The sequence below is a fragment of the Succinispira mobilis DSM 6222 genome, assembly GCF_000384135.1.
GTDB lineage: Bacteria > Bacillota > Negativicutes > Acidaminococcales > Succinispiraceae > Succinispira > Succinispira mobilis.
This window is the reverse complement of sequence record NZ_KB913028.1, coordinates 304,154-323,275: the sequence shown is the minus strand read 5'-3', so window position 1 is coordinate 323,275 and position 19,122 is coordinate 304,154. Positions and strand designations below refer to the sequence as shown.

Here is a 19,122-nt window from a genome sequence, read left to right as displayed (position 1 = left end):
CTTAATCCGCCATTTGCTTTTTACGTAATTTAAAAATATAAAAAAAGAAAGGACCACCTAATAAAGTCGTAAGTACCCCCACTGGTAATTCCACCGCCAAAATAATTCGTGCGCCCAAATCAGCCGCCGCCAATAAACAAGCTCCGCACAAACCAGCTAAAGGTAACAAGTAACGATTGTCTGAGCCAATCGCCATTCGCAAAATATGGGGAACAATCAACCCAATAAAACCAATAATCCCACTAACCGAAACACATAAGGCCGTAATTAGGGAGGCGGCCACTAAAAAGCCGTAACGCACTTTAGTCACACTTACGCCTAAATTTCGTGCTTCTTGGTCACCTAAAGAAAGGATATTTAAATAATCTGCACAAAGAATACAACCAATACTGATTAATATCAACCAAGGCGCAATTAGCACAACCTGTTCCCAGGTGCGGGCAGCTAAAGAGCCGATCAGCCAATTGACAATCGCGGCGACCTGTTCGCCCGCCATACTTTTTATAAAACTAATCCCTGCCGAAAGTACCGAACTTATAATAATGCCGCAAATAATCAAGTTATTTGCGGTTGCATAGCCATCTACTTTTGCTAGATATAATACAACCAGCAAAGACCCCATTGCCCCCAAAAAGGCAAATAATGATATCGAAATATCTAAATTGAAAAACATGCCAATGAACAAGGCAATACTAGCACCAAAGGCTGCTCCAGGTGATACTCCCATGGTAAAAGAGTCCGCAAGGGGATTCATTAATACTGCTTGGAAAATAACGCCTGCAATCGCCAAGCCCATACCTACTAAAATGCCTGTGATAATTCTTGGTAAACGAATATTCCAAACAATACTTACCGTAGATTTTTTTATTTCTTCTAAAGCGGCAGTTTGACCACTGAGTTTGGCAAAAATAATTTGCCAAACTTCAGCGATTTGAATATCTGCTTTCCCAGAAATTGTCGAACAAATGCCCACAACTCCCAAAATTATTACCAGTATTATTGCCCCAAGCCAGACCCGTTTTTTCTGCTTATCTAGTAAGGTTTGTAATACTTTTTTCTCTTCCATAATAAACCTTATATCTTATTTATTTTATTTTTACGCGCTAAAATGGTAGACAAATAATTAACCTCTGACGCACTTACGGATTTTAAATCGCGTACAATTTGCTCATCAGGACGGCCACACTTAGTAACCATAATCGAGTGCTCCAAAAAGCCATGTTGCTCTAGCTTCGCCACTAATTGTTCATAATTACGTGAACACTTCATAATTACCAAATTACTAGAAGTTTCCATAATTTTATCAATTTTATCTTCACTTGCAGTCGCGGGAACTACGCTCAATACTTCCTCGCCTTCTACTACCGGAAAACCTACATAACTAGCAATACCCAAGAAAGCTGGAATGCCAGGTACTGTTTCAATTGGGAACCCAGCTTCTTTAAGAGCATGAAATACATATATATAAGTGCTGAAAAACATTGGGTCGCCTAAAGTTAAAAACACAACATTTTTGCCTTGTTCTAATAAAGAACCAATAATCCGACGGTTATCTTCCCAGGCCTCGTCTAAGACATCACCTTCAAAAACCATCGGGAAAACCATATCTATTATTTCCACATCCGCTTTTAAATGTGGTTTTGCAATTGCTAAGGCCGTACTATCTACGGTTTTTTCACTGCGTGGTGCAATTAAAACATCTGCTTTTTGCATTACTTTTACTGCTTTTACCGTCAATAAATCTGGGTCTCCTGGCCCTACACCAATTCCATAAAACATACCTGTCATACTCATTAACTAAAAACCCTCCTAAAACAATGTTTTTTATTTTCCCTCTAACTAGCGGCGGTAAACAAGTCCCATAACTACCTAATTTCCTTACTTAATCGCCAAAATAATTAAGGAGCTAGCCCTATTCGAGGTAGCCCCTCTACAAACAAATTTTTACTACTTATCTTACGTACTATTGAATTTTATGTGATATTACCGCTATTGTCAAGAGGCTAGGCCGCGCGGAAGTTTCCGCCCGCGACTCTACCGTTAATTTATTTCTAGTTGCTGCATAAAATAAAGAGGAACTGCCGCCATTTCAACTTGCAGTCCCTTCAATATGTACTTATATAATGTTTTTATTGCCTTTTAACCCACGTCTAATAGCCAGCATTTTTTTTAATTCATTAAACTGCTTATCTCGCTAGGGCAAAACATTTTTCTTGGCTACTAGAGCGCATTTTTTATTATTCATAATAATTTTTAATAAATATGTATTTTTTCCCGTAACCCTAGTTAAACTTTTGAAAGCAAAGCTTAACTAGGGTTGCCTATCCTATTTTTCTAATTGAAAAGAGCTAACTTGAGTTTGTAAAGCAACTGTCAACTGTTGCAGTTGTGCACTTAAATTTTCTAGACTTTCAATCGTTTGGTTTTGAGCTGCAATTTCACCCACAATTTCCTCCGTTTCAGCTTTTACCGTGCCCGCAGTTTGCACCAATAGATTATTCGTTTCTACAAAAGCCATATTGCCAGCTGTTACCGCTTTAATTTTACCCGTAAGTAAGTCCATTTCTTGTTTTATTGCCCCCGCCTCTTGCTTAAGTGAAGCAAAATTAGAACTAGCTACATTAACCGCCTGCACATTTAACAATACTTCCTGGCGTCCACTGTCCATACTTATGCGTGCTTGTTCAGTTTGCTGACTTACCGTACCTAAAATTTGCCGCACTTCTTGGGTCGCCTGCCGCGCTTGCTCGGCCAAAGCTCGCACTTCCCGCGCCACCACGGCAAAACCACGACCTGCCTCTCCCGCTCTAGCCGCTTCAATTGCGGCATTAAGCGCTAATAAGTTCGTTTGTTCGGCAATTACACTGATGTTTGTAATGATATTATCAATCAAGCGCGAACTAGCACTTAACTGTTGCACGATTTGGGTTGTCCCTTCCACCTGTTGCGCCATCTGTGTTGCTTGCGTCGCGGCCGCGATTAATTTTTCACTACCTTGAGTAGCCAACTCATCTACCTTGGCCACTTTCATTAATAAGCTATCGCTATAATCTACTACCTGATTAGCATTAGCCGTAATTTCTCTAATACTCACTAAAGCCGCCTTGGTTTCTCGCTCTTGAATACTGCCCGCTTGCGTCACAGCTTGACTACTGAGTGTGATTTTTTGTGCCCTATCCACTGTTGCTGCCGTAATTTGATTAAGTTCTCCCGCCGCCAAATACAAATCTTGTCCATTTAGATCTATTTGTTGCACTAAAGTTTGTAAGTTATGGCTCATTTTATTTAAGGCTAACGCTAAAGCCGTCAGCATATCATTGCCACGTACTGGCGCTTGGACTGCTAAATTACCATCAGCCACCTGATCAGCCACCGCCACTAATTCTTGCAAATAATTATTAATGCCTGCGACCAACCGCCAAATACTAGCTGAAGCCAACAGCCAAACCACAATTAACGCTCCCACTAGCACCAATTGCGAACGTACGTAAAGTTTTTCGCCGCTTTCTACGGCTTGTATCGCCCCTTGGAGTTTGGCTTCAACCATTTTCTCACTAGTTTGCATAATTGAGCTTAAAATAGCTTGCATCTCGCCAATAAGCATTGCCTGAGCTTCTGATTTATTTTTTAATTCCACTACATAAAGCTCTTGTTGTTTCGCTTGATACCGCTGCCATTGATTTTTAATTAAGGCCGTTTGTTCTTGTTCTTTAAGATCCGCAGTTAATTTCAGGTTTTGCTCTAGCAATTGATTAACCTGCTGATCTATTTTTAATAAAGTTTTTTTGATATTTTCACGGTCAGCGGGGTAGATAGTTTGCAAGTACAAATATTGATAACTGCGATATTCTAACACTAAGGCCTTAGCTTGACTTATTTGGGCAACCTCAGGCAACCAAGTTCGCCCGAGCAAATAGTTGCTATGATTAACATTCGCCAAACTGCTCATTCCATACAGGTTTACACAGCTTAAAATTATAAATACCACGGCAAATAAAAACTGCAAGCGAAATTTAATTGATTTTTTCTCTAAGGCTCGAATCCACAAATCAGCAATACTGGCAATTTTTTTCAAGCCTCTCGCTAGCAGTACTAAAAACTTATGCTTTAAAAATTTTCCGATTTTTATTTCGCTGGTGAATAATTTTCTAGTTTGTTTGTTCATCTTGCCCCTCTATCTAGCCACCTAGCTATTTATATTTTCTTATTTTTCTTTGTACAAGTTAATAATAAAATATAATCACTCTACTTACAATGGCTATATAAGAGGTTTTACGCAAATTTAACATAGTCTTAACAACAACTATTTTACTCAAAAATTCTTTTTGTAAAAATTCCACTTTTACCTACAAATTTTTTCCATACTATAGCAAAAATGCTTTTAACCCTCTTAACAAGTTGCCGTGGCTTTTTATATAAATAGCTCACTCTATAGGGAATATTTGCTAATTGTCATTTTAATACGAACAACTAATTAAAACTCTTATTCATTCATAACTATTGCAATTTATCAAAAATTCAATTGCAAACTGATAATATCCAGCTCAATAACCTTGGCTCTTTTGTGCGAAAAAATTCTGTCTAACCCAGTATTTCTATAAACAAAAAGAGCATGCGCTTGAAAAGTCCTAACTGCTAAAATTGTAACACCTAGCAGCTGAAGACTTTTAAACCATGCTCTTAATATTTATTATTTATCTATTTACTCTGGCAAACCAAGCCTGTTAGCCAATAACTTCTAAGCCACCCATATATGGAACTAGTGCTTTCGGAATGCGTACACTACCATCAGCTTGTTGATTATTTTCCAAAATCGCTGAAACAGTCCGCCCAATCGCCAATCCAGAACCATTTAAAGTATGTAGATATTCCGCCTTTTCTTTTATCGAGCGACGGAATTTAATATCTGCGCGCCGTGCTTGGAAATCTTCAAAATTGGAACAAGAAGAAATTTCCCGATAGCAATTCGCACTTGGTAACCATACTTCTAAATCATAGGTTTTCGCTGAAGAAAAGCCCATATCTCCACTACAAAGTAACATTACCCGATAAGGTAATTCTAACAACTGTAAAATTCTTTCCGCATTTTGCGTAAGTTTTTCTAACTCTTCATAGGAATTATCGGGATGCGCAAATTTAACTAATTCTACTTTGTTAAATTGATGTTGGCGAATCAAGCCGCGGGTATCGCGACCTGCGGAACCGGCCTCAGCTCTAAAGCAAGCACTATAAGCTGTATAACACAGCGGTAATTGTTCTGCCGCCAAAATCTCGCCCCGATGATAGTTGGTAACTGGCACTTCCGCCGTCGGAATTAAATAATATTCTAAGCCTTCTAATTTAAACATATCTTCGGCAAACTTAGGTAACTGTCCTGTCCCATACATACTGTCTTTATTTACAATGTAAGGTGGCAATAATTCTGTATAGCCATGTTGCATGGTATGCACATCGAGCATAAAGTTTATTACGGCCCGCTCTAATTTAGCGCCTAAGCCTTTATAAAACACAAACCGTGCTCCAGAAACTTTGCCAGCTCGTTCAAAATCTAAAATACCTAGCTGTTCACCAATTTCCCAATGTGGTTTAGCTGGAAACTCAAATTCTCTGGGTGTCCCTTGGGCCCTAACTTGTTGGTTGTCATGCTCATCTTTTCCAACTGGTACACTGCCGTGAGGAATGTTGGGGATGCTATACATAATCTCTTTCAGTTGCGCCTCTACTGCTCTTAAATCCGCTTCGATTGTAGCAATTTCATCGCCTACATTACGCATTGCTAAAATTTGTTCACTAGCATCTTCGCCATTACGCTTCATTTTGCTAATATCTTGTGAAACTTGGTTACGTTTACTTTTGAGGTTTTCTACCTCAAGTAAGAGTCGCCGGCGGTCTTGTTCTAACTGCGAAAAATTTTCTAAACTCAAGCTATTGTTTCTTGCTTTTAGTGCCTCTTGCACACAGTCTAAGTTTTCACGCACAAATTTAATATCTAACATCTGTAAAGCCCCCTAAAATTTATCTCTCACTAAAATTGCAAATTATTCATAACACCCATTTTATCAATATTTACCAAATATATCAACCAAAAATAGCTACTTTGCATTTTTTTTGCACCAAACCACTACAATTCTGCGTCAAGTAGCATTTTTTCGCTTTAGTAAATGTTTTTTGTTAACATTTATTGACAATAATTGCACAATATTATATAATCCCCTTAGGAAAATAAATACTGACAAATAGGTGCCTAGTAAGGCTTAATAGGGAAATTAGTGCAATGCTAATGCGGTCCCGCCACTGTAAGGAAGTAGTTAGTCATTTGGGTTGTGACCTAACTTCTTCTGAGCCAGGATATCTGCCTATTTAAAAATCACCGTATACCCTACGAGCGATGGGGTGGAGATATGTGCCAATTGAGTTTTCGAACTTTGTTGTTATATACCTTTTCGCTTATGAAAAGGTTTTTTTATTTTAAAAACCACCTACGCAAAGTATCTGTTTTCCATTCTTAAAGTCTCCTACCAAAAACCAAAAGCAGCTTTGCTCCTGGGAAGGCAAAGCTGCTTTTGGTTTTTTCTTATTGCTAAAAAATATCCGCCTACTCATCTTAATAAAACTGTAATTTGCTTCGATTAACTAGTAAGGTAAAAAATTAAAAAATAATGGCTCTATGCTAAAATAAATGAGGTATTGCGATGGATAACTTTACGCGCTTTCTAATTGAACTCTTACCTAAACCAGAAATCGAAGAAAAAGAAGATTTCCTAATCCTCCGTTTTATTGCTAAAAAAAGTATTCCTGAAAAATTAAAAAGTTATGCGCCACCCAATTTCCCAGAATTATATTTCAATTTTATGCATGAATTCACGAAATTCACACAGTATAAAACTATGAATTCCCTCGTTGGTAAAAATATCGTGGTCTTGGCCGGAGCCTTTAATTCTGGTAAAACTAGCTTTCTTAACCAGCTTTTGCAAACCAATCTCTTGCCACATTCCACAACCGCTAATGCCACTATTCCCACCTACATACTCCAAGGCCAGGAATCTTATTTAGCAATTGGAATTTTCGGCAATAGCATTACACTTGCCCCTACCGAGTTCGAAACAATCCGCGCAACCCTCCAAGATAATTATCAAAAAAATATTCAGCAATTACTTTGTCACACTATTATCAGCACTCCTAAACAACCTTTTGAGCACCTAGCTTTTCTTGATACTCCTGGCTATGCCTTACCGAATAATCCTAACTTTACAGAAAATACCGATAGCCAAAAAACTTTAGCGCAGTTAAATTCTGCCGATATTGTGCTTTGGTTTGTAGAAGCTCACGAGCAAGGAATTTCCCGTTCCGACCTGCTCTTGCTGAAAAACTTGCGGCCCCAAAGTAAGTTGATGATTTTAGTTAATAAAAGTGATAGCGTGGCTTTAGAGAAGCTTCTAAAAATTAAAGCTACTATTGCCGATAAACTCGCCCAAGAAAATATTGACCATATTGGTATTTTGGCTGTTTCGAGCTTTAAACCACAGGCTTTCGAAAATGCTCAGCTCCTAAAACAATTACAACGTTTGAATAAATACCAATATCAACAATCTTTTAATGATAATTTCTTGGCCTTTTTTTCCGCCTGCCTTAATTTTTATCAAACGCAACAAGCCTCTTTGCGCAAAAAAATCCAAAAATTAAAATATATCCTCCGCCTCAGCCAAGATTTAACTGTCCAACAAGAACTCCAAGCGCTCATTGCCGAAAAAGAAAATTTACTCTTGGCAATTATTAACCAACAAACTTACTGCACGAAATTACAAAAAGTTTTCTTTCAGCGTTTACGAATTGCCGCTATCAGTTTCGGCTTATACTTACCAGAATTAAGCAACTTAGATCCCGTCCAAACTAAACTTAGCCAAGATATTCTCAACATTTTACAAGAATATAAACGCCTAACCCCAGCGCAAACGGACACGAATAGTGCTGAATTTAAACAGCTTTTGCAAGAAAATCTCGCTAATATTTATAATAAATTTGCCACGCAGCATTTAGGCAATAGTCTCTATGTTCATTATCTCTTTGAAGAGCTGTTTATCAAGCGCCCCATTGCTGTAAACTATCTTGATCAACAACTACGTCTTGGTAATTTTTCTGAATATGCAAAGGAATTTTCTGGTCTAGTCCGGAAAGTTTTTCGAGGTACTAATGATGAATTATAATAATCTGCACTTAGCTCTTACGAATAGCAAAAATATTATTTTTGCATTTGATTCGCATCCCCTAACTCAGGCTAGCCCCTTAGAAAAATCTTCATATTTGACTTTTTTAGCCTCCCTAGCAATTTATACTGATGGTTTTAGCAAGGAAAAGTTGTCCTTTTTGCAACGCCTGCTCAAACCCCTACAGTTAAAAGAAGACTTAGCTTTTTTTCTCCAAGCAGCCAAAAATATTAATTTAAAAGATGTTTCCACTTTTTTAGATTGCTTCAAACACCAACCTTTAGCGGATAATTTTTTAGTAGATGCTCTACTATTATTATTTTGCAACCGTAAACCCCTTGCCGAAAACTTTATCTATATTGCTGAGTTCGCCGAGCTTTTAGAAATCTCTTTGTTAAAAATGGAACAAATGCTCCTACTAGTGCAGGCAATAGTCCAACAGGATAATGATCTATATCAACAATTTTTAAACACCCGTACCAATATTGCCGAAGAAAATTTTCTCTACTACAGTAAAAATTTTGTTCAAGGAATTAGTGTCCATAACGCCACACAACTTAGAGTCCTTGGCAACTTCCCGTTAAACACTACTACTACCTACACTAGTGCTGATGTCCATTTTGTCCAAGCAAATCTTAGTTTTGCCGAAAACTGCAAACTGATTTTTGAGGATGCTACCCGTGTTCGTTTTGAAGACTGCACCTTTAGCAACGGTCGCAATCTTGATTTGATAAATTGTCAACAAATCGAATTCAACAACTGCACTTTTCAAAATTTTTCCAATCGTACTCTTTTTATTGATACTGCCCAAGAAGTCACCCTTACAAATTGTCATTTTGAAAACAGCACCAATAATGCCCGTAGCACAATTATCGCTGGTACCGTATATTTGAAAAATTGTCTCAAGAGCCAGATTACAGCTTGCACTTTTGTTAATTGCCAAGCGAAAGGTTTAAATAGCTATACGCCTTCTTTTGGCGCCGCTATCTATGCACAAACCGTAGCCCCTGCCGAAATAAGCATAAAAAACTGCCAATTCACTAATTGTTTTAGTGATACTGGCAGTATTGTCCAAATTTCTGGTTATCTCGGTAATATTAGTTATGATAATCTTGACTTTCAAAACTGCAACGGCGAACTTGTCCTCGATTAAGCTTGGCTCGCCTTAAACATCTGCCGTTCTTTAAAATACACAGGCTCTAAGGCCAAATCTCTTACCCAAGTATCCGCCAAACAAATTCTGCGCCCCACTTCCGCTTGCGCGTGTGCATCCGAACCCAATGTTACATAACGGCCACCCAAATCATAGTACAACTTATAGAGCGGTTGCAAGCTTGCTCTAGCTAATGGCTCATCCAAACGTCTAGTGTTAAGTTCTAGGGCTTTGCCATCTGCAATCAATTGTGCGAAGATTGCTGCCCATAATTCCCGATGCACTGCTAACTCTAAGTTAGTATCTTCATAAGGTGCATAGCGACAAATATAATCAATATGTCCCAAAGTATCATAGTTTTTAAACTGTTGCACACAAGCCAACATATCTTCTAGATAACGTTGGTAGCTTTGCTGTTTGCTAAAACCTTCATAAAACCTCTCCATGTATACATCGATTTGCTTGGCCACATGAATGGAGCCAATTACCATATCAAAATTACCCTGCTTAAGCACGGCTTCATTTTCTTGATGACAGGTAGTTTGTAAACCTAGTTCTATCCCTAATAGCACCTGCTCGTTTCGATAAGCATTTCCGCTTTTAAAATATTCCGCAATATCAAAAACAAAAGCCAAAGGATTAGTCGGATAGTGCAAGTCCATATGTTCAGTTATAATTATCCCAATGTTTTTTTGTTTTGCCACGGCACAAGCCTCTTCTAAGCGTAGCCTGGAGTCGCAAGAAAAATCACAATGAATGTGTGTATCAAATATCACCAATCTCACCTCTTAAGCCTTATCATAGCATATAGCCTCTAATTTTTCTAGATTTATAAAAAAATATCGAAAACGCCAGACAATTCAATTTGCCTGGCGTTTTTATCATAGTTTTAACTATTGAAAATATTTAGCTAGTTGTGAAATACACAATAGTTCAGCTTACTTAGGAACAACAGCTGAACTGCTACTTGTATACATCAACAAATTCATCTAGGGGCCGGCCTGGTGCCACCATCGGTTCTACCATATCACCACAGGCAATGCAAGCTTCAATCAGCACCGCTTTCGATGACTGCACTGCTTGTTGTAAAGCTTGTTGAAATTCAGCCGGGCTATTTGCTTGATAAGCCACAGCACCGCAACTTTGTGCAAAACCCACAAAATCAAACCCTTTACCTAAGATAGTTGACGAATAACGTTTCTCAAAAAACAAATGTTGCCATTGCCGCACCATACCCAAGCAATAATTATTAATTACAATGCTAATTAGCGGTAATCCTTCACGCACTGCGGTATGTAATTCCATCCCAGTCATTTTAAAACCACCATCACCAGAAATACTCACAATCCGCGCCTGCTTATTACCAAAACTCGCACCCACACTAGCTGGCACAGCAAAACCCATTGTTCCACAACCTCCAGAGGTCAGATGGGTACGCGGTTTTCTAATTTGCAAATGTTGTGCTGCCCACATTTGATTTTGGCCCACATCAGTCACATATACCACATCTTGATCAGCAAATTGTGCATTTAAACTTTCCATAATCACCTGTGCTGTTAGGCAATTACTTGTATGCGCGGTAACTGTTGTTGCTTGCCAATTATTAATTGCTTGGCGCCAAGGCTCTATCTCTAATTTAGTCCAAACCAACTTTAATAATAGCGGTAAACTTTCTTGTAAACTACCTAAAACCCCGATATCTGCGCCAATATTTTTATCTAACTCGGAATTATCTATATCAAATTGAATAATTCTTTTATCTTTAGCATAGATTTCCTTATTTCCCGTCACCCGATCACTAAAGCGACTGCCAATTACAACAATCACATCGGCCTGTGAAATAGCTAAATTAGCTGCCTTATGCCCGTGCATTCCTGTCAAACCGAGATAATTCTTATAGGTGCAGTCTACTGCGCCTAACCCCATTAAAGTACTTACCACTGGAATTTGTGTGGTTTGAATAAATTCGGCTAATAGGTCGCTCACGTTAGCCTTTATTACCCCACCGCCAGCTACTAATACAGGGCGCTTCGCTTGCATGATTACACCTTGTACCTCTTGTAAAACACTCATGCCGCCCAAATCATTCAAAACAGCCTTCTCAACCGGTAATTCTTGAATTGGCAAAAGCTTAGCCTCATCCCAATCTAACAAAGCATTTTGAATGCTACTAGGTACATCAATCAATACTGGACCTGGACGACCCGCCTTGGCTAAAGCAAAAGCATATTTTAAAGTTGGAACTAATTCTTCCACCGTTTCAATCATTGTATTATATTTAGTTATCGCCATACTCACGCTAACAATGTCTACCTCTTGAAAAGCATCCCTACCAATTAAGTTTTGAGCCACCTGTCCGGTAATTGCAACTACTGGCACTGAATCTAAGTAAGCCGTAGCTAAGCCAGTAACCAAATTAGTCGCACCTGGACCAGCAGTAGCAATACAAACGCCGACTTTGCCACTAGCTCTAGCATAACCATCAGCCGCATGGGCTGCGCCTTGTTCATGTACTGCTAAAATATTTTTAAAGGGCGCATCATACAAAGCATTATATAAGGGAATTACTGAACCACCAGGGTAACCAAAAACAACATCTACCCCTTCTTGGGCTAACACTCTTACTATCGCTTGTGCACCTGTAATTTTTTCCATCTTTTCCCCCTAAATAGCCATCACTAGTGAATTAAGTCCCGCTGTGCTATCTACACTTTCCACCTCGATTTGTTTTTCCAACAATCTAACCAGTTGCTCGGGAACATTAATACAATCTAATTTAGCATTAATATCTAGGTATTTTTCATCCATAGATAACGACATTACTAGATTTTCAACCTTTAAGCCTTGCCGACTAATTATCCGCAATACCCTCGGCAATGAAGTTTGTTGATTTTTAACTTTTATACTTAACACGTTTTTCATAATATTTCCTCCTAACTTTTAGTTAATTTTGGCAAACAAAAAAGCCCCTATGCAACTGCGGCCAGTTACATAGGGGCACAAATACAAGTTGTGCGGTACCACCCTAATTTATCACTCAACGCTAATCCAACAATTAGCTCCCAGATAACGTCTGGGTTACGCACTAAATTACTCCTCTTTCGAGTTTCACCAATGAACTCATGGGTGATTTAATCTATTCAGCATAGTACTAACTCGCAGCAACCGTTAGCTCTCTGAAACCATGTTCCCCAAATATTTATTCCCAATCATCGTCTTTTTTGTTTGTTTATTAAATTAGCTAGATTATACACAAAGGTATGCACTCTTGTCAACATTTTTTTATTTTTTTCTTTGTTTTTTCTTTATGTTATGTTTTTGTGTTTCCCCAGTGTACTTTGCCTGTTTTTGTCGAGAAAATACGGACAAAAAACAAAATAGAGCCAAATTCCTTTTTTCCGCTCAAGGAATTCGCTCTATTTTGCCACCATACCTACACCATCTTTACCACTACCACCAAAATAATTTTACTATATTCAATTTTATTTGTCAACCTCGTGTAAGAGCATTACCTGCTATTGATAGAATTTTTCTTGAACCTCGCCTTTTTCGATTTCAGCAATACAATCAGCCAAAAAATCAATCTCTGATTTTAAAATTGTCAACTGCGCATTTAAAGCCCGTGCTTCCTCAACACTACAGCCTTGTTCGTTAGCTCTCAAGGCAAGAGCTTTCATTTCCAGCAATATTTTCTCAATTTGTTCTAACAAACTGCAGATTTCTTGTATTCGCTCCATTTTTAAGCCTCTTTTGTTCTTTATTGCCCTGCTTTTATTCTTGCACCCCGATTACCAACTTGTATACGGATGTTCTGCTAAATAAGAGTTTAAATAGCGATAGTCTGACGAAACTTCTGCCCCTAACCATTCGGGCCGATAAAAGTCTTGATCTGGGGCTTGCAACTCGATTTCTGCTACCAATAGCCCTGCGTTAGCCCCCAAAAATTCATCGACTTCCCAAATACAACCTCGAAGGGTTTGTGTATATCTTATTTTTTCAATTACTTGTCCCGCAAAATTTTCCAGCATTTCTTGAGCATCGCTTGGGGGTATCGGATATTCGTATTCTAGACGACTAATCAAATCCGCCCCTCTCAAGCCTTTGACACTCAAGTAAGCTTGGGTACCATTTAATCGAACTCTAACACTGGCTTTCTCTTTTGCATTCGTCAAATAACCTTGAATTAATTTTTCACCTTTCACTTGGGGTTGCCAAAGATTTTTTTTTACTAAAAATTTCCGTTCAATTTCTAGTGCCATATTCTAACCACCCTTATTTTTTATCAACACCATAGCCATCTTTAAACTTGTTTAGCATCGAAATTGTTTTACCCAAATAGTTATTGGCCTCCTTACTGTAACTAGCCATTGTGGAAATATCACCCGCTGTAAGCTTCCCAGCTTGCAACATCTGGGCGCCTGCTTTCGAAGCAACTGCTAAAGCATTTGCCGATAAACTAATATCTTTTTTCATATTATCAAAGTCCTCTAAAGGCTTTTCTTTTAACCATTTTGGCGTTGGTGCTGTAGCTACCAACTCAGAAACTTCTTTAGCGGCTACAGAGATTGCATTTAATTTTGCTACCCCTTCATCAAAAGTAATGCCCCCTAAAGCAATGTTTTGCCAAATATTTTTCCATTCCAATGTAAGATTTTCTAGAACAGCAATATTTTTAGTGATTTTTCCAGTTACCTCTTGCATTTCTGCCCGTTTTTGTTCTGGCGATGGTCCAGAGCAACTTACAAAAATTATACTAATTAGTGCTAATAAGACTGTGGCGATAGCAATACGCCACTTCCAAGAATTCTTTATATTTCTCATGATCATTTCCTCCTCACCAATATTGTCCTGCTACCTACGGTAGTTATAATGCCAATAAAAATCATATATTCCTATATAATATATGATTTTACTACAACAAGCTATTCTTGCCAATATGCCTTAGGCTAAAAGAGTTTAGAAACAGGTTTTTTAAGTCGATTTACCCATCTCCAAGCTAGATTTTCCACTAAAAAAACTAGTAACCTATCTAACTCTTGCATACTTTAAAAAAATAGTCTATATTTCTAATTAAAAAGGAGTTTTGTATTATGTCAGAAACAGCAATTCTTATACAAACAGCTCAAGAAAAATATAACCAAGGTTTTAACTGCGCTGAATCCGTAGCCGCTAGTTTTGCCAGTACCTACCCCAAAAAAATCTCTAGCCAACTGGTTCCTTTAGCTTCTGCCTTTGGTGGTGGCTTAGGAACTGGTTGTCTTTGTGGTGCTTTAGCCGCTAGCACTATGATTCTTAGTAACTTTATTGGGCGCAATCAACCTAGTGATGCTGATAAAACTGAAATCTATGCCTTAAGCAAAGAATTTCACGATTTATTTACTAACAAATTCTCTTCAGCCTGTTGTAAGGTCGTAAAAAACACTGCTTACGGTTCTGCTGGCCCAACTGGCAATTGTATTCAAGTAACTAGTTTGACCGCAGGCTTATTAAACGATTTTCTTCAAGCTAAAAACTTACTAAAATAATTTTCTCACTTTACCTGTTACCTACCCTAGGTAGTTTGTATCCGTGACTTAGGTCGATCTGCCTAAAACTTAACTGATTTTGCTAACTTGAATTTAATCTTAATATAATTATACTTAAACGGGGCGGTAGTTAGTGGTCTAAACTTATCACTAACTACCGTCCCAGTTTGTTGTTTAAATTGCCGAGCTTGAGTTAATTTTAAATAATCGCCTAAATCAACAACAATCACCTTTTAAATTCAGTAGATTTCTGGAAATCTTATTTTAAGTTATTGCTAAAACCTAATTAGTTATATAGAATATAGTGATGGGTATATTGATAAATTTAAACTAAAGGAATATATAATTAACTTATGAGCAAAAATAATTTAATGCCCAGTTTTCTGACTGGCACTTTAATACTTACTATTTCGGGAATTGTCGTAAAAGTAATAGGCTCCTTGAATTGGATTATCCTGTCTCGTGTTCTTGGTGGTGAAGGCATTGGCTTATATCAAATGGGTTTTCCTATTTACCTTTTAGCCTTAAGTGTTTCTTCTGCTGGCATTCCCGTAGCCATTTCGATTATTACCGCAGAGAAACTAGCCAAAAATGATTATATCGGCGCCAAGAAGGTTTTTCACACTTCCTTGTATTTTCTGTTTCTGACCGGTTTAGTGTTTTCACTCGCGCTAGTGTTTGGTGCCAAAGCTCTGGTTTCTTGGGGTTTAATCCGTGACGCTCGTGCTTATTATTCAATTATTGCTCTAGCCCCCGCTGTATTTTTCGTAACTTTTCTCTCCAGTTTTCGTGGCTATCTTCAAGGTTGGCAAACGATGACGCCTACTGCTGTTTCCGAAATTTGCGAACAACTCTTACGCGTTATTACGATGATTGCTATGGCTAATGCTCTTTTGCCCTATGGTTTAGAGTACGCCGCAGCCGGAGCGAGTTTAGGAGCTGGTGTCGGCGCTGTTGGCGGACTATTAGTGTTAATGTTTTTTTATAAAAGAATGCAAAAAGAAATGGCACTTAAACTCAATCAACAAACTACCCTCACTATTAGCGACAGCGCTCTAACTATTATTAAGCGTTTATTGCGACTGGCACTGCCCGTATCTATGTCTAGCTTAATGTTGCCGTTAGTCGCTAACATGGACTTACTTATTGTCCCCGCTCGCCTAGAAGTAGCTGGTTTCAGCGTGAGTCAAGCCACGGAGCTTTTTGGCTATTTAACCGGTATGGCTGTGCCTTTAGTAAACCTCTCCACAATCTTAACTGCTAGCTTAGCAATTAGTTTAGTGCCTTCTATCGCCAAATTAGCTGCCTTAAAAGCTAAAGAAGCGATTAGCAAGCAGGTGAATACGGCCTTTAATGTTGCGGCTTTGATTACTATTCCCTGTAGTGTCGGTCTTTTTGTCTTAGCTGAACCAATTTCCAGCTTAATTTATAACGCGCCTTTAGCCACGCCTACCATTCAAGTTATGAGTTTTGGTATTTTTATTTTGGGTGTTCATCAAGTTAGTACTGGTATTTTACAAGGCTTAGGGCATACAAGTATTCCCATGTTTAATATGATTTTAGCGGCTTTACTAAAAGTATTACTTAACTATCAATTAACCGCTCTACCTTTTTTAGGAATTAAAGGAGCCGCTTTAGCAACGGTAGTGGATATTGCTTTTGCTGCAATTTTAAATTTATTTTTCATTTATAAATATACTGGTTTTTCCCCCAATTTATGGCAGCTGGGCAAATTAAGTTTTGCTTCACTTTGTATGGGCCTTGTAGTTTACGCAACCATCTACTGGCAAATTACCACCTCCGCCAACTTAAATCTATTTTTGGCAATTTTATTTGCCATTCCCGTGTACACTTTCTTGACCCTATTATTAGGTGCTGTGGATCGTGACAGTCTCCAAAAATTACCTGTAATTGGGCCCCGCCTCACCATGATATTTCAACGTTTCATTTAAGCTATTTTCGGGGGAGATTTTATGTCCAACTTAACTTTGAAAACCTTACTCGAGGCTAAAGAATTGCGTGCGGAAAGACAACAAGTCCTCTGCCGTAAATATCAACAAACTCTCGTATCTATAACTTTAAATCTGCCTGGCAGCAATAAAAATCCGCCTGGCAGTACGGAGCTACTAAATTGGGCTACCCAACAACTACTGCAGAGTTTCTCGCACTGCTACCTAGAAACTCTGGCTTTAATTAGTGGTCCAGAATGTCTGCTTGTTTTAGCCGCTCCAGCTACGGAAGTCAAAAGCTTTGCACAAAAACTAGAAACAACTAGTGAATTTTCTCGCCTCTTGGATATTGATGTTTTTGATGCAACTTATCAGCGCCTTAGTACTCGCCCGCAAGGTCGTAATTGTTTTTTGTGCACCCGACCAGCAAGTTTATGTATTCGGGAGCAAACACATTCACTCCGCGAATTAGAAGCTTATGCCCATAACTTGTTGAAACAATTTCAAAAAGTGCCAGCAACAAAGCAGTCTTAATAATAAAAAAGAACACCACCAACAGCTGATGTTCCCCCTAAAGTTAGCTTTTTGGTCTAATTTTAGATGTGGTTCAAGTTACGTTAGTTGTGTTCTTTATAATTTTCTAAGCGACAAACTCAAAGGTTATGTACTTCCTGTTGCTCGAGTTAATTGTTTACTTATATTCTAAAGTTAGCCCTACTGTAGGTGAGACTAAATTGCCTAATTTGGCTAAAGCAATACGCGAATTTTGATCTGTACAGTGACAAGCTACTAAATCCCCAATAGCTTGTGTCGCCAAATGCTCTACGGTAGCCGCTAATAACTCTGGTTGTGGATTACGCAAATGTAAACCACCAATTACCGCTTGGATTCGTTCTTCCTGGCAAAGCCGCTTAGCTTGAGCAATAATATTACCAATCCCCGAATGTGAGCAGCCTGTTATAATTACTAACCCCTGCTCACCTTTATAAGCGATAGCCGTATCATCATAAATATAATCGGCCTGTTTAGTACCATCAGGTAAGTACTCTTCGCCTAAAGTATTTTTCCCTTCATGTTCTACTAAGCGTTCGATCTGACCTAAATATAAAAGCCGCTCATTTAACCAAACAGGTTTACTACTTAATTGCGGTTCTAAAATTTCGAGTTCTGCCCACTGCAAATCAAAACCAATTTCTCGCAAATCCGCAGTTTTGCGGTATAATGCCCGCGGGTGCATTAGTAATTTGCTGTTTTTCATGCCTAGTTGCGCTTGTTTTTGGGCGATAAAATATTTTAAACCCCAAGTATGGTCATGATGCCCATGTGATAACACCACATAATCTGCCTGCAAAATATCTAGCTTTAACTGCGCAGCATTGCGTAAAAACACATCACTTTCGCCGGTATCCAATAAAACTTTAAAATCTCCATCTTCTATATAGGCACAAAATCCGTCTTCGGCCAACAAATTCGTTCTATAAGTAGTATTATCAACTAAAATAGTTACTTTCATTTTGTCCTACCCCTTTCAAAATCTTTTGTGCTAAATTATAATTAATATATTATCATAATTTATTTGCTTTGCGGTAATATTTTCAGATAGATAGGAGGCAAGTTTCATGAGTATCAAACTCGTAGCCCAAGATTCTTGGCGATTTCAATTAGCGGCTACTCAGCCGACTACTCTAACTTTTGATTTTACTTGGAGCAACTCCAGCACATTAGAAGCACCCCGCTCGCTAGGCAGTGTTTTTCGTGGCCTACAGCCAGCTGCTCTAGATTGTGATTTAGCAGTGCTCTTGTTGAATGCCCAAACGAAATTACCTACACCTGCTGCTTTTATTTCTTTTGCCACCCCAATTAGTGCTTGCAAAAGTGTGCGCCATCTTAGCGATAATCTGACGGGTACAAACGCCGCCAATAAACAAGAGCGTCTTCAGGTCTGTTTTGATACTCTGCCCACTTGGGTTGAATCGCTGGTGTTTGTCGTTAGTATTTATGAGGCCGCCAAACGCCATCAAGATTTTTCCCAAATTCAAAACGCCTGCTTATTAGTCAGTCCCGTAGACCATAAGCCTTGGCTGAGCCTCTGCTTACCTAAATTCGAGACCCCCATAACCTATCTTCAGTTACTTAAGTTAACCCGCCAAGATAATAATAGTTGGCTATTGCAAGCACTGCTAGAGCCGTTGCCCATAACAACCCTGCCTGAACTCTTGAAAATTTATACCCCTACAACAACTTAATTAAAATTACCTTAGTGCTTTTTTAAGTGACTACGACTATTTTAC

The 19,122-nt window shown here is 38.5% G+C and carries 18 protein-coding genes, 1 riboswitch and 1 other annotated feature; of the genes, 6 read left to right on the top strand and 12 right to left on the bottom strand.

Annotated elements, in window-relative coordinates:
• Position 1: 1 nt before the first annotated feature.
• The 4 genes from SUCMO_RS0101545 to serS all read right to left on the bottom strand — a co-directional run bounded on the left by SUCMO_RS0101545 (position 2) and on the right by serS (position 5,996).
• The gene (locus SUCMO_RS0101545) at positions 2 to 1,066 is read right to left on the bottom strand and encodes a FecCD family ABC transporter permease (protein ID WP_019878642.1); all 1,065 of its coding nucleotides are present in this window, start codon (positions 1,064 to 1,066) and stop codon (positions 2 to 4) included.
• A gap of 8 nt (positions 1,067 to 1,074) precedes the next feature.
• Positions 1,075 to 1,788 (bottom strand): precorrin-2 C(20)-methyltransferase, encoded by a 714-nt coding sequence (cobI, locus tag SUCMO_RS0101540; RefSeq protein WP_028953827.1) that lies wholly within the window; start codon positions 1,786 to 1,788, stop codon positions 1,075 to 1,077.
• A 538-nt stretch (positions 1,789 to 2,326) separates the two neighbouring features.
• Positions 2,327 to 4,165 carry a methyl-accepting chemotaxis protein gene (locus tag SUCMO_RS0101535; protein ID WP_019878640.1) on the bottom strand — a complete coding sequence of 613 codons (1,839 nt, stop codon included), beginning with the start codon at positions 4,163 to 4,165 and terminating at the stop codon, positions 2,327 to 2,329.
• A 559-nt stretch (positions 4,166 to 4,724) separates the two neighbouring features.
• Positions 4,725 to 5,996 carry a serine--tRNA ligase gene (serS, locus tag SUCMO_RS0101530; RefSeq protein WP_019878638.1) on the bottom strand — a complete coding sequence of 424 codons (1,272 nt, stop codon included), beginning with the start codon at positions 5,994 to 5,996 and terminating at the stop codon, positions 4,725 to 4,727.
• Positions 5,997 to 6,221: 225 nt separating this feature from the next.
• A riboswitch (cobalamin riboswitch) is annotated at positions 6,222 to 6,374 on the top strand.
• A 318-nt stretch (positions 6,375 to 6,692) separates the two neighbouring features.
• Here serS and SUCMO_RS0101525 point away from each other — a divergent pair.
• Both SUCMO_RS0101525 and SUCMO_RS0101520 read left to right on the top strand, forming a co-directional pair.
• Positions 6,693 to 8,204: a dynamin family protein gene (locus SUCMO_RS0101525; protein WP_019878637.1), complete on the top strand. Its 1,512-nt coding sequence runs from the start codon at positions 6,693 to 6,695 to the stop codon at positions 8,202 to 8,204.
• Entirely contained in the window at positions 8,191 to 9,357 is a 1,167-nt protein-coding gene (locus SUCMO_RS0101520) for a right-handed parallel beta-helix repeat-containing protein (RefSeq protein WP_083938632.1), read from the top strand. The genes SUCMO_RS0101525 and SUCMO_RS0101520 overlap by 14 nt, the downstream gene beginning before the upstream one ends.
• Here the strand turns inward: SUCMO_RS0101520 and SUCMO_RS0101515 are convergent.
• The 6 genes from SUCMO_RS0101515 to SUCMO_RS0101490 form a co-directional block, all read right to left on the bottom strand.
• Positions 9,354 to 10,133, bottom strand: a complete 780-nt coding sequence (locus SUCMO_RS0101515; protein WP_019878635.1) for a histidinol-phosphatase HisJ family protein — start codon at positions 10,131 to 10,133, stop codon at positions 9,354 to 9,356. The genes SUCMO_RS0101520 and SUCMO_RS0101515 overlap by 4 nt on opposite strands.
• A gap of 187 nt (positions 10,134 to 10,320) precedes the next feature.
• On the bottom strand, positions 10,321 to 12,012 hold the full coding sequence (gene ilvB / locus SUCMO_RS0101510) for a biosynthetic-type acetolactate synthase large subunit (RefSeq protein WP_019878634.1): 1,692 nt from the start codon (positions 12,010 to 12,012) through the stop codon (positions 10,321 to 10,323).
• 9 nt (positions 12,013 to 12,021) lie between these two features.
• A complete protein-coding gene (locus SUCMO_RS0101505; RefSeq protein ID WP_019878633.1) occupies positions 12,022 to 12,279 on the bottom strand; it encodes an ACT domain-containing protein in 258 nt (85 codons plus the stop codon).
• 68 nt (positions 12,280 to 12,347) lie between these two features.
• Positions 12,348 to 12,579 (bottom strand) — a binding site (T-box leader).
• A 293-nt stretch (positions 12,580 to 12,872) separates the two neighbouring features.
• Positions 12,873 to 13,094 (bottom strand): hypothetical protein, encoded by a 222-nt coding sequence (locus SUCMO_RS0101500; protein WP_019878631.1) that lies wholly within the window; start codon positions 13,092 to 13,094, stop codon positions 12,873 to 12,875.
• 51 nt (positions 13,095 to 13,145) lie between these two features.
• Positions 13,146 to 13,616, bottom strand: a complete 471-nt coding sequence (locus SUCMO_RS0101495; protein ID WP_019878630.1) for a CYTH domain-containing protein — start codon at positions 13,614 to 13,616, stop codon at positions 13,146 to 13,148.
• 13 nt (positions 13,617 to 13,629) lie between these two features.
• A complete protein-coding gene (locus SUCMO_RS0101490) occupies positions 13,630 to 14,178 on the bottom strand; it encodes a hypothetical protein (protein ID WP_019878629.1) in 549 nt (182 codons plus the stop codon).
• 269 nt (positions 14,179 to 14,447) lie between these two features.
• Between SUCMO_RS0101490 and SUCMO_RS0101485 the strand changes: the two genes are divergently transcribed.
• Positions 14,448 to 14,882 carry a C-GCAxxG-C-C family protein gene (locus tag SUCMO_RS0101485; protein ID WP_019878628.1) on the top strand — a complete coding sequence of 145 codons (435 nt, stop codon included), beginning with the start codon at positions 14,448 to 14,450 and terminating at the stop codon, positions 14,880 to 14,882.
• Between the two features lie 62 nt (positions 14,883 to 14,944).
• Here SUCMO_RS0101485 and SUCMO_RS11360 read toward each other — a convergent pair whose 3' ends face one another.
• Positions 14,945 to 15,112 (bottom strand): hypothetical protein, encoded by a 168-nt coding sequence (locus SUCMO_RS11360; protein ID WP_156819221.1) that lies wholly within the window; start codon positions 15,110 to 15,112, stop codon positions 14,945 to 14,947.
• 123 nt (positions 15,113 to 15,235) lie between these two features.
• Here SUCMO_RS11360 and SUCMO_RS0101475 point away from each other — a divergent pair, with 123 nt between their 5' ends.
• Positions 15,236 to 16,834, top strand: a complete 1,599-nt coding sequence (locus SUCMO_RS0101475; RefSeq protein ID WP_019878627.1) for a putative polysaccharide biosynthesis protein — start codon at positions 15,236 to 15,238, stop codon at positions 16,832 to 16,834.
• Positions 16,835 to 16,855: 21 nt separating this feature from the next.
• Positions 16,856 to 17,365 carry a citrate lyase holo-[acyl-carrier protein] synthase gene (citX, locus tag SUCMO_RS10110; RefSeq protein ID WP_019878623.1) on the top strand — a complete coding sequence of 170 codons (510 nt, stop codon included), beginning with the start codon at positions 16,856 to 16,858 and terminating at the stop codon, positions 17,363 to 17,365.
• A gap of 157 nt (positions 17,366 to 17,522) precedes the next feature.
• Here the strand turns inward: citX and SUCMO_RS0101465 are convergent, their stop codons facing one another.
• On the bottom strand, positions 17,523 to 18,344 hold the full coding sequence (locus SUCMO_RS0101465; RefSeq protein WP_019878622.1) for an MBL fold metallo-hydrolase: 822 nt from the start codon (positions 18,342 to 18,344) through the stop codon (positions 17,523 to 17,525).
• A gap of 106 nt (positions 18,345 to 18,450) precedes the next feature.
• Between SUCMO_RS0101465 and SUCMO_RS10860 the strand changes: the two genes are divergently transcribed.
• Positions 18,451 to 19,077 carry a TerD family protein gene (locus SUCMO_RS10860; protein ID WP_019878621.1) on the top strand — a complete coding sequence of 209 codons (627 nt, stop codon included), beginning with the start codon at positions 18,451 to 18,453 and terminating at the stop codon, positions 19,075 to 19,077.
• Positions 19,078 to 19,122 lie beyond the last annotated feature (45 nt).

What these genes read in the sequence shown, in the direction of transcription:
- SUCMO_RS0101520 (WP_083938632.1), top strand. Translation starts at nt 8,191, where the DNA reads ATGATGAATTATAATAATCTGCACTTAGCTCTTACGAATAGCAAAAAT.
- SUCMO_RS0101475 (WP_019878627.1), top strand. Translation starts at nt 15,236, where the DNA reads ATGAGCAAAAATAATTTAATGCCCAGTTTTCTGACTGGCACTTTAATA.
- SUCMO_RS0101490 (WP_019878629.1), bottom strand. Translation starts at nt 14,178, where the DNA reads ATGAGAAATATAAAGAATTCTTGGAAGTGGCGTATTGCTATCGCCACA.
- SUCMO_RS0101505 (WP_019878633.1), bottom strand. Translation starts at nt 12,279, where the DNA reads ATGAAAAACGTGTTAAGTATAAAAGTTAAAAATCAACAAACTTCATTG.
- SUCMO_RS0101535 (WP_019878640.1), bottom strand. Translation starts at nt 4,165, where the DNA reads ATGAACAAACAAACTAGAAAATTATTCACCAGCGAAATAAAAATCGGA.
- SUCMO_RS0101465 (WP_019878622.1), bottom strand. Translation starts at nt 18,344, where the DNA reads ATGAAAGTAACTATTTTAGTTGATAATACTACTTATAGAACGAATTTG.
- serS (WP_019878638.1), bottom strand. Translation starts at nt 5,996, where the DNA reads ATGTTAGATATTAAATTTGTGCGTGAAAACTTAGACTGTGTGCAAGAG.
- SUCMO_RS0101525 (WP_019878637.1), top strand. Translation starts at nt 6,693, where the DNA reads ATGGATAACTTTACGCGCTTTCTAATTGAACTCTTACCTAAACCAGAA.
- SUCMO_RS0101545 (WP_019878642.1), bottom strand. Translation starts at nt 1,066, where the DNA reads ATGGAAGAGAAAAAAGTATTACAAACCTTACTAGATAAGCAGAAAAAA.
- cobI (WP_028953827.1), bottom strand. Translation starts at nt 1,788, where the DNA reads ATGACAGGTATGTTTTATGGAATTGGTGTAGGGCCAGGAGACCCAGAT.
- SUCMO_RS0101500 (WP_019878631.1), bottom strand. Translation starts at nt 13,094, where the DNA reads ATGGAGCGAATACAAGAAATCTGCAGTTTGTTAGAACAAATTGAGAAA.
- citX (WP_019878623.1), top strand. Translation starts at nt 16,856, where the DNA reads ATGTCCAACTTAACTTTGAAAACCTTACTCGAGGCTAAAGAATTGCGT.
- SUCMO_RS10860 (WP_019878621.1), top strand. Translation starts at nt 18,451, where the DNA reads ATGAGTATCAAACTCGTAGCCCAAGATTCTTGGCGATTTCAATTAGCG.
- SUCMO_RS0101495 (WP_019878630.1), bottom strand. Translation starts at nt 13,616, where the DNA reads ATGGCACTAGAAATTGAACGGAAATTTTTAGTAAAAAAAAATCTTTGG.
- ilvB (WP_019878634.1), bottom strand. Translation starts at nt 12,012, where the DNA reads ATGGAAAAAATTACAGGTGCACAAGCGATAGTAAGAGTGTTAGCCCAA.
- SUCMO_RS0101485 (WP_019878628.1), top strand. Translation starts at nt 14,448, where the DNA reads ATGTCAGAAACAGCAATTCTTATACAAACAGCTCAAGAAAAATATAAC.